Genomic DNA, 9,879 nt, shown 5'->3' with positions numbered 1-9,879 from the left:
AAGGGGTTGGCGACGAAGCGTTCGGCGGTCAGTCCGGGGCGGTTGAGGTAGCCGCGGGCCAGGCCGTCGCCGGCGAGGTACAGCTCACCGGCCACCCCCACCGGTACCGGAGCCAGACCGGCGTCCAGCACGAACACCCGCGTGTTCCGGATCGGTCCGCCGATCGAGGGCGTGCCCGTCCCGGAGAGGGGGCCGCTCATGGTGGCGCAGACGGTGCTCTCGGTCGGACCGTAGGCGTTGATCATCGTCCGGCCACGGGACCAGTCAGCCACGAGGGCGGCCGACGGCGCTTCGCCGGCGACCACCAGCGTCGCCACCGTGGGCAGGGAGTCCGCGGCCATGGTCGCCAGCGCTGCGGGCGGGATCGTGGCGTGGGTGATGCGGTGCTCGGCGGCCAGCTCGGCCAGGGCACGTCCGGGCACCAGGCGCTCGTCGGCGGCGACCACCAGGGTGGCGCCGGCCAGAAGAGCCATGCACCATTCCCAGAACATCGCGTCGAAGCTCGCCGACGCGAACTGCAGCACCCTGCTGTCCGGGCCGACGCCGAGTCCCTCGGCCTGCTGTGCGGCGAGGCTCGCGGCGCCGGTGTGCGAAACGGCGACGCCCTTGGGGGTGCCGGTGGAGCCGGAGGTGTAGATGACGTAGGCCGGGGACTGCGGCAGGACGACGCCGCGACGCTCACTCGCGGTCACGTCACCCGTCGGCAGTGCCGCGAGCTCGCCGGTCACCGCCGGATCGTCGAGCAGCACGCGCGCGACACCCTCCGGCAGGCGGTCGGCCGCCGCGGCGGTCGTCACCATCAGCACCGGGCTCGCGTCCTGCACCATGAACGCCAGACGCTCCGCCGGATACTCCACATCCAGGGGCAGGTAGGCGGCGCCCGACTTCAGGACCGCCAGCACGGCGACGATCAGTTCGGCCGAGCGCGGCACGGCCAGCGCCACCAGCTGCTCGGGCCCCGCACCCCGGGCGATCAGCAGGCGTGCCAGACGGTTGGCCCGCTCGTTCAGCTCGGCGTACGACAGCTCGGTGGCGTCGAAGACCAGTGCCGGTGCGGCGGGCGTGGCGCGCACCTGTGCCTCGAAGGCGTCGGACAGCACTGCGGGTATGACCGCGTCCCGGCTCGTGTCGTTCCACTGCACGACCAGCCGGTCACGCTCGGCGGCGGAGAGCAGCTCGGCGTGCGCGATGGGCTGTTCGGCGTCCGCGGCGAGGGCGGATTCGAGGAAGCGCAGGAAGCGCAGTTGCTGCGCGGTGAGCTCGGACTCGGTGTAGAGCTGCGGGTTCGCGTCGAAGTCGAGGCGGATGTCCTGACCGTCGTGAGTGTCGTAGACGGCGATCGAGAGATCCTCGACGGGTCCGTTGGAGATGCCGTGGAAATGGGTGCGGTGGGGCCCCATGCGCAGGTCGTAGTCGAACGACATGTAGTTGACGAGGGGGCTGAAGATCCCCTGTCGTCCGCTGAGGGCGGGCAGCTCGCGGCGGAGCTCGTCGCTGCTGTACCGGAGGTGACGCAGTGCCTGGAAGGTCTCCTGCGAGGTCCGCCGGATGAGGTCCGCCATGGCCGTACCCGGGCCGGCAGGCAGACGGAGCGGTACGGCGTGCGCGAGCATGCCGGGGATGCGGCGCAGCCGGCCGCTGTCGCGGCCGGTGACGGCGAGGCCGAGGACGACCTCCTCGGCGCCGGTCATCCGCTGGACGTACGCGGCCACGGCGGCGGTGATGGTGCCGGGAACGGTGGTCCCGGTGTTCGCGGCCGTCTTGCGCACCAACTCCGAGACGGCGTGCGGGAGGTAGGTCGTGCGCCGGAGGAAGGTGGACGGCATGGACGTGGGCGGGGCGGCGAGCCGGGCGGCTTCCGGGGCGTCGCTGAAACGGTCCAGCCAGTAGGCCCGGCTTCTCTCGTACCGGCGGGACCGGCGGTGGTCCGCTTCGTCCTGGAGAAGCTCGGCCAGCGACCCGAAGCGGGTGGCCGGCACCGTCCGGCCGTCGACGAGCGCCGTGTAGATCTCCGCCACCCGGCGGATCACGAGGGAGACGCTCAGGGCGTCGAGCACGATGTGGTGGGTGCCCTGGTACCAGAAGAAGCGGTCGGGGCCGGCGGTGAAGAGTGCCTGGCGGAAGAGCGGGGCCTGCGTGAGGTCGTACGGCTCGGCCAGATCGGCCCGCATCCACTCCTCGGCGGCGGCGCGGGGGTCAGGGGTGCCGCTGACGTCGATGTGGTGGAGGGGCCACGGTGCCGGCGCGGGGTCGAGGATCTGCCCGGGTTCGCCGCTCTGCTCGACGAACCGGACATGGAGGGACTCGGCCTCGCCGACGGCCTGGCGAAGCGCCGCTTCGAACAGGGCCGGGTCGATCGGGCCGAGTATCTCCAGATAGCCGCCGACGTTGTAGATCGGATTGTCCAGATCGAGTTGCTGCGCGAGCCACACTTCGCGCTGTGCCGAGGTCAACGGCATGACTGTTCCGCGGCGGCCACCGGACAACGTCTTGCTCCTGTCTTCACTGTCAATAAGCCGTTGAGAAGCGCAGAACGCGCCGTCAGAGGGTGATTCCACCGTGGATCTCGAGCACGCTGCCCGTGATGTACGCGGCGGCGTCCGAGGCCAAGTAGGAGATCAGATCGGCGACTTCCTCCGCGCGGCCGAAACGCCGGAGCGGAACTGCCTGAAGCAGTTCTTCCCTGGCCTTGTCGCTCAGGGCGTCGGTCATGTCGGTGTCGATCAGTCCGGGTGCCACCACGTTGGCCCTGATGCCGAACCGCCCCACCTCTTTGGCCAGTGCCTTGGTGAGGCCGATGATTCCGGCCTTCGACGCCGAGTAGTTCGCCTGTGAGGGATTTCCGTACACGCCGGAGACCGAGGAAAGGTTGATGATGGAGCCCGACTTCCGCTTCATCATCGGCACCACCACGGCTCGGTTGACGTGGTAACTGCCGTCGAGGTTGGTGTCGAGCACCTGGTGCCAGTCGTCATCGCTCATGAGCATGAGGGGCTTGTCCCTCGTGATGCCGGCAGAGGTGACGACGGCCTGGATCGGGCCCAACTCCTTCTCGGTGCGGGTCACCCAGGCGCGGACCGCCTCCCCGTCCGCGACGTCGACCTGCGCGGCCAGCGTCCGGACCGGAAGGTGGGCGAGTTCCTGCCGGAGGGACTCCGCCATGGCGGCGTTCGACCGGTAGCAGAAGCTCACGTCGAAGCCGTCCTGCGCCAGTCGCAGCACCGCCGACCGGCCGATGCCTCGGGAACCCCCGCTGACCAGGGCCACGCGGCGGGCCCCGGACTCCTTCGCGTCGTGCGTCCGGTCGTCGCTCATCGGTGCTCACCCCCGGTCCTGATCAGCGCGCAGGCCACGGTGCCGTCCCGGTCGACGGAGGTGATCAGTGCGACCTTCCCGGCGGCCTCCGGATCGGTGTCCGCGACGCTCAGGACCGCGGCGATCTGGAACGCCGCGCCGGCGGCACCGGTGTCGCCCAGCAGATCGGTCACATTGATCCACCGGGTGTCCGCGCTCCGGAACGTCGCGTGCAGCGCATCGCTCTCCTCGGCGGCGGCCTGGGTCTTCACCCCGGAGGGGACGACGGCCCACACGTCCTCGGGACGCAGGCCGGTGCGCCGCAGAACGTCTGCGACACAGGCGGCGAGCGCCTCCCGGACGGCGCCCGGGGCATGGGCGCGGGACCGCACGTCGATGACTTCGGCGAGCGGCGGACGCTCTGCCGTGTCCTGCCCGGCCGTCTCGATGAGGAACATCGCGCTGCCCTCGCCGAGGACCGTCTCGGCCGGTGTCCGGCCGCGGCGGTGGTGTTCGATCCAGGAACGCGCGTTGGAGAACTCCTCCGCCGCGCCGCACAGGATTCTCTCGGCCCGACCGGAAGCGAGCAGCCGGCGGGCGTAGTTGAGGACGAGCAGCCCCGCGGACTGGCCGCCGGCGAGCGTGGCGTTCGGCCCCTTGAGACCGTGCCAGATCGCGCACTGCCCGGCCGCGCAGTTCATCACCGCGTACGGCATCAGCGCCGGGTCGACCAGGAACGGCTTGGACTTCCGCATCGACGTGCGGGTGTAGCCCATCATGCTCTCGGCACTGCCGGTGGTCGTGCCGAGCACCAGACCGGTGCCCTCACCGGTGGGGATCGGCGCGCCGGCGCCGGCGTCCTCGGCCAACAGCTGCGCCGTCACGCCGACCGCCAGCCCCGTCACCCGGTCCATGTCCCGGGTGCCCTTCTTGCCCAGCAGTTCGCGGGGGGAGAAGTCAGGCACCAGACAGGCGTGGTCGTCCGGGGTGGACCACTGCTCCGCGTCGACGGCGGACACCGTTTTCCGGCCGGTACGAATGCCGTCCTGGAAGGCGTTTCGGCCCAACCCGAAGGGAGAAATGGCCGACCACCGCGTGATGACAAGGCGGCGACCACTGGAGAGGCCCTGGGCCATCACTGGGAGTTCCTCTCGTCCTCGTACTTGCCGAATATCGCGACGGCGTTGTTCCCGCCGAATGCCATGCCGTTGTTCTGGACGATCCTGAGGTCCGCCTCGACGGCCTCGTTGGGAACGCAGTCGATCCGGCATTCCGGGTCGGTGGCGACATGGTTGATGGTGGGCGGAATGAATCCGTTGGTGATCGCCAGGGCACAGCCGATGGCGGAGAGTGCGCTCGCCGCGCCCATGGTGTGACCGAGCATCGACTTCATCGATACCGTGCGCGGCGGATTTTCTCCGAAGAGATCGCGAATGGCCCGGGTCTCGGTGATGTCATTGGCTTTGGTGCCGGTCCCGTGTGCAGAGATCATATCGACCTGGCTCGGGTCGATGCCAGCGTCTTTCAAAGCCAGCTCCATGCAGCGCGTCACGCTTTCCTGCTGCGGCGCCACCTGGTGATACGCGTCGCAGTTCATGCCGTATCCCAGAACTTCGGCGTAGATACGCGCACCGCGGGCCAGCGCGGATTCCAGCGGCTCCAGCATCAGCACACCGGCGCCCTCTCCGGTGAGGATTCCCTTGCGGTCCTTGTCGAAGGGCCGGCACACGTCCGGGGCGATGGTGCCCAGCCGGTAGAAACCGGTGAAGGTCTTACGGCAGATGGCGTCCGCGCCACCGCACAGGGCGAAGTCGGCCTCGCCGTAACGGACCGCGTCGAAGCCACTGCCGATCGCGTAGTTTCCGGCCGAGCAGGCCGTGGCCATCACCGTCGTCTCGACGTCGGTGAGCCCGAGTTCCTGTGCGATGGCCGTGGACAGCCGCATCGGGCTCACCCGCCCGGCGATCTCCGCGGGCAGGTTCTCCAGGCCGTCCCGCAGTTCCGCCGCCACGAGCCGGTCCAGGTCGTGTGATTCGCCGTCGGTGGTACCGACGGAGACGATGCCCCGTCGGCCATCGAGGGCGGCGGAGGTCAGCCCGGCGTCCCTGACGGCCATCCGGGCCGCCGCGACGGAGAACTGGGTGGCCCGCCCCAAGCTCTCCGGATCGAGCTCGGAAATCCAGCGCTCGGGCTCGAACCCGGTGACTTCGCAGCCGTTGGAGTGCGCGAAACCGGCGGTGTCGAACTGGCTGATCGGCCCGGCGCCGCTGCGTCCGGCGCGCAGCGACGCGGCGAATTCCTCGGCGCCGGTGCCGATGCTCGAGACAACACCCAGACCGGTCAGCACCACTCGGCGTGGCGAGGCGCCCGGCATGACGTCAGGCGGAGCCATGGACATCAGTCTCCTGCTCGTTGGTGATGGAGGACACGGGAATTACCAGCCCAGGGTTTCGGCGACGACCTCGTAGACACCTTGCAGATTGACCATGCGCACGAGGTTGGCCTGGTCGATCTCTATGTCGAATTCCTCCTCCAGGGCAGCGAGAATCTCGATGGCCTGGAGGGAGTCCGCGCCGTGCTCCTCGTGGAAGAGGCTGGTCAGGGTGACCTCGTTCTCGTCGAGTTCGAGCCGATCGCACACGGTCTTCTTCACCCTGAGCAGGTTGGCGTCGCTCTGAAGGTCGTCCGTTCCCATTTCAGTCCTCGTTTCGTTGTCTGGTGTGGTGGCGGGAAAGGCTTACTCGGTGCGTGCCCAGGTGATCGGCAGCTTCTCGAGGCCGCGCATGATCACACTGGACCGCCATTTCAGCGCATCCGGTTCGATGGCGAGTCGTGCCTCGGGGAAGCGCTCCAGGAACGCGCCGATGGCGACTTCCGCCTCGAGCCTGGCCAGGGGAGCGCCGACGCAGTGGTGAATTCCGAAGCCGAAGCCGAGGTGTCCGCCGAGTGGGCGGGTGATGTCGAGCTCGTCGGGACGGTCGAACTTCCGCCCGTCGCGGTTGGCCGCCGCCAGCCCCAGGAAGACGACTTCCCCGGCCGGAACGCGGACGCCCCCTATGTCCACCGGAGCGGCGGTGAACCGCATCGTGGCCATCGGAGCCGGGCCGTCATAGCGCAGCAGTTCCTCCACCGCGCCCCGGGCCAGGCTCGGATCCGCGCGCAGTGCCGCCCGCTGGTCGTCGTGGCGGAGCAGTGCGAGGATCCCGTTGCCGATGAGGTTGACCGTGGTCTCGTGGCCGGCGACCAGGAGCAGCATCGTCATGGAGACCACTTCGAGCCGGTCCAGCCGGTCCCCGTCGTCGCTGACCTGGATGAGGTCGGAGAGCAGGTCGTCCGCCGGCTGTGCGCGCTTGGCCGCGATGACCTGCATCAGGTATCCGCCCATGGCCATGGACGCGTGCCGTGCGGCCTCCGGCGGACCGGAGCCGACCAGTGCCTTGGACCACTCACGGAAGGTCTCGCGCTCCGCGAGGGGAATGCCGAGCAGTTCGCAGATGACCGCGATCGGCAGGGGGAAGGTGAAGTTGCTGACGAGGTCGACGGGGTCGCCGTTCTTCCCGAGCGCCTCCAGCCCGTCGAGCAGTTCGCCGGCGATGCCGGCGATGCGCGACCGCAGCTGTTCGACGCGACGGGTGGTGAACGCCTTGACCACCAGCTTGCGGAGCCGGGTGTGGTCGGGAGGATCGGAGTTGAGCATGTTGGCCGCCAGCGTCTCGGACGCCGACGAGGGGCCCTTGACGGAGGCCAGCTTGCGGTCGACGAGGGCCTTCATGCGGCCGGCGTCCTTCGACAGACGCTCGTCGGTGAGGGCCGCGCGGACCTCGTCGTAGTCGGTGACGACCCAGACGGGCAGGCCGTTGGGCGTCGTCGCCCGGTGTACCGGGCCGGCCGCGCGTAACCGGGCGTACACGCTGTACGGATCCTGCATGTAGGCATCACCGAAGAGTTCGGTGTCCTCGGATCGAGTGCCGTGCATGTCTTGCTCCTCGGGCCGTGCGCGGTGCGCACATGGCGGGCGGTCGGGTCGCGGGAAGGGGGTCAGGACGTTCGGAGGACGGCCTTGACGACCGTGCCGTCCGCGACGGCCTGCATGGCCTGCCGGACGTCCGCCAGCGGGAAGGGGACCACCAGGCTGCGCAGGTCGAATCGTCTGCACAGTGCGGGGAGCAGCCTCACGTACTCGACCAGATGGGCACCGCTGAAGGCCCAGGAGCCGCGGATGTCGAGCTGCCGGTGGACGATCTGGTGGGGGTTGAGCAGCGTGTCGCCGCTGTCGGTGTACTGGCCGACGACGAGGTACGAGCCGCCGCGCCGGGCCAGCGTCAGGCCCTGGGCGACCGCTGCGGGCACGCCCGCGCACTCGATGACCAGGTCCGCGCCGGCGCCTCCGGGTGTCAGCGCGAGGGCCTGGTCGAGGGCCTGCCGGGGGTCCGCGTCGGCCACGATGTCGATGTGGTGGTCGCCGATGCCGCACTGCGCGGCCAGCTCCAGCCGCTGACGCGGGCCGCCGATCAGGATGACCTTGGCCGCGCCCGCCAGCTGCGCGAGCGCCGCGGCGGCCAGGCCGACCGGTCCGCTGCCCTGGACGATCACGGTCTCCCCGATCCGCACGGGGCGCCGCTCGTACAGGGCGTGCACCAGGGTCGGTCCGGCGCACGCCAGCGACATGGCGGCCAGCTCGTCGATGTCCGGGTCGAGCCTGACGACGACCGCGCCCGGGTGGAGAAGAATGCTTTCCGCCCAAGCGCCCGCGAGTCCGGACCCTTCGGTGAGCGGACGGTTGACGCCGTAGGTCCGGCGCGCCTCGCACAAGGTGGGCTCGCGGTGCTGCCGGCACGGCACACACCGGCCGCAGGCGATCGACGAGGCCCACATCACCGTGTCGCCGACCCGCAGCTCCGCACCGAGCGCATCGCGTGCGGCCCCGGCTCCGAGGGTACGGACGGTGCCGAGGCCCTCGTGGCCGAGTGTCAGCGGGGTGGGAATCGGCAGGTGCCCCTGCTGGAGGTGCAGATCGGTTCCGCAGATGCCGCCGTAGCCGACGTCGACGAGCATCTCGCCCGCGCCCGGCTCGGGTACGGGCAGATGGCGGATCACGACCGGCCGTCCGAACTCCTCCAGTACCGCCGCGGCGGCGGACTGACCGGGCGTCATGCGCCCGCTCCGGTCGCGGACGCGGCCACGGCCTGCAGAGGCCTCGCATGCGGCACCAGCGGCGTGGTGTCCCGGCCCACGAGGTATTCCGGACGCGGCTCGCCCAGCGGGCGGGGGGCGTTGGACGAGGCGTTGTACGTCGTGATCAGCAAGTCACGGGGGTAGGGCGAGATGTTGGGCGCCGAACCGTGCACGATCTCCGTGGAGAAGAACACGACGGTCCCGGCCGGCCCCTTCGGGCTGGTCATCTCGTGCACCCCGGCGAGCCGGGAGAGGTCGTCGGTGGACAGCATGTAGTCGTGCGGGTCGATGTGCTCCGCCGCTTCGTCGCCCTGCCGGCGCCGGCTCGCCGCGGAGCCGAGCCGGTGCGATCCGCGGAGGAAGACCACCGGTCCGTTGAACTCGTTGACGTCGTCCAGGAAGACGGCCGCGTTCACGGCACGCGGCTCCGGCATCCGGTCGGCGTCGCGCCACACGGGGTAGTCCTGGTGCCATGCCCACGACTCGCCACCGAAGGGCCGCTTCGTGTTGACCTTGAACTGGTGCACGTAGAGGTCCTGGTCCACCAGTTGCATGGCCGGGCCGAGGAGTCGCTCGGAGGAGACGAGGTCACGGAAGAGCGGGTGCCGGGCGTGCGAGGCATAGACCGCCCGCATCGTCTCCCCGTCGTCCTCCGTGACCAGGTGCGGCCCCTTGACCGTCACGTCCTCGGCGAGCGCGCTCTTGACGGATGCCAGCTCGGCCTGCGAGAAGACCTCCGGTACAAGGATGAATCCATCGCGGTGGTACTGGGCCAGCATCTCTTCCGACAGCTTCAAGAAAGCCTCCTTGGTAGCGAAATCCGACGTCCGCGTCCATCCTCGACCGACATTCATGGCCATAGTTCCCCGTTGAACCCAAGATTGTCCGGACACGCCTGCCGACGGGGCAGGTTTGAAAAACGCCGGAATTCGGGCGCACCCGCGCAAGGTTTCGCGGATCGCCAACCGGCGCAACCGTCATACAGGTTTAATCAACGGCTCCCGCTGGAAAGCGTCCCGAAGGCAACCCAGAACGTGAGGTTTCCTGTCGACCGGACGTATGCAGGCGCCGCGTACTCGGCGTTCGGCGACTTGATCAGTGGCCGGCAGTGGCAGTGCTGCGACAGCAACGCATCGCGCTTCTCATGCCTCGCATGCGAAATTCCCCCTAGATTTTCGGCGAGTAACGAGCCGTCAAGGGCCACCGTGCTCGTCGTTGTCACGGTCTGCCACGGCTCGATTGCCGACAGTGTTATGTACTCGGTTTGCGCAGCACTGCGTCCCATCAGTGGAGCGGCTGCTGCCTGTATCTACCAGGAGGCGCAGGGTGACTCTTCGGAGTTCATGCCCGTGAGCGGGCCGAGTTGTCGGCAACGCCCACAACTCCCCTTACAGCAGGAGCTCTCAGCAT

At 69.3% G+C, this 9,879-nt stretch carries 8 protein-coding genes; all 8 read right to left on the bottom strand.

The window, feature by feature from the left end; all coding sequences use genetic code 11:
• Positions 1-2,459, bottom strand: a 2,459-nt coding sequence (locus ACZ7GZ_RS36975) for an amino acid adenylation domain-containing protein (protein WP_471031286.1), incomplete at its 3' end; no start/stop codon positions are given.
• An 82-nt stretch (positions 2,460-2,541) separates the two neighbouring features.
• Positions 2,542-3,315, bottom strand: a complete 774-nt coding sequence (gene fabG, locus ACZ7GZ_RS36970; RefSeq protein WP_471031283.1) for a 3-oxoacyl-[acyl-carrier-protein] reductase — start codon at positions 3,313-3,315, stop codon at positions 2,542-2,544.
• Positions 3,312-4,430 (bottom strand): beta-ketoacyl synthase N-terminal-like domain-containing protein, encoded by a 1,119-nt coding sequence (locus ACZ7GZ_RS36965; protein WP_471031280.1) that lies wholly within the window; start codon positions 4,428-4,430, stop codon positions 3,312-3,314. The genes fabG and ACZ7GZ_RS36965 overlap by 4 nt, the downstream gene beginning before the upstream one ends.
• Positions 4,430-5,692: a beta-ketoacyl-[acyl-carrier-protein] synthase family protein gene (locus ACZ7GZ_RS36960; protein WP_471031278.1), complete on the bottom strand. Its 1,263-nt coding sequence runs from the start codon at positions 5,690-5,692 to the stop codon at positions 4,430-4,432. The genes ACZ7GZ_RS36965 and ACZ7GZ_RS36960 overlap by 1 nt, the downstream gene beginning before the upstream one ends.
• Positions 5,693-5,728: 36 nt before the next feature.
• The gene (locus tag ACZ7GZ_RS36955) at positions 5,729-5,989 is read right to left on the bottom strand and encodes a phosphopantetheine-binding protein (RefSeq protein ID WP_471031275.1); all 261 of its coding nucleotides are present in this window, start codon (positions 5,987-5,989) and stop codon (positions 5,729-5,731) included.
• 42 nt (positions 5,990-6,031) lie between these two features.
• Positions 6,032-7,270 (bottom strand): cytochrome P450 family protein, encoded by a 1,239-nt coding sequence (locus ACZ7GZ_RS36950; RefSeq protein ID WP_471031274.1) that lies wholly within the window; start codon positions 7,268-7,270, stop codon positions 6,032-6,034.
• Between the two features lie 62 nt (positions 7,271-7,332).
• Positions 7,333-8,448 carry a zinc-binding dehydrogenase gene (locus tag ACZ7GZ_RS36945; protein WP_471031272.1) on the bottom strand — a complete coding sequence of 372 codons (1,116 nt, stop codon included), beginning with the start codon at positions 8,446-8,448 and terminating at the stop codon, positions 7,333-7,335.
• A complete protein-coding gene (locus ACZ7GZ_RS36940; RefSeq protein ID WP_471031270.1) occupies positions 8,445-9,266 on the bottom strand; it encodes a phytanoyl-CoA dioxygenase family protein in 822 nt (273 codons plus the stop codon). The genes ACZ7GZ_RS36945 and ACZ7GZ_RS36940 overlap by 4 nt, the downstream gene beginning before the upstream one ends.
• Positions 9,267-9,879 lie beyond the last annotated feature (613 nt).

The organism is Streptomyces sp. NPDC037288, assembly GCF_055603265.1.
The sequence above is the reverse complement of the archived record's forward strand: the minus strand, read 5'-3'. Positions and strand labels throughout refer to the sequence as shown.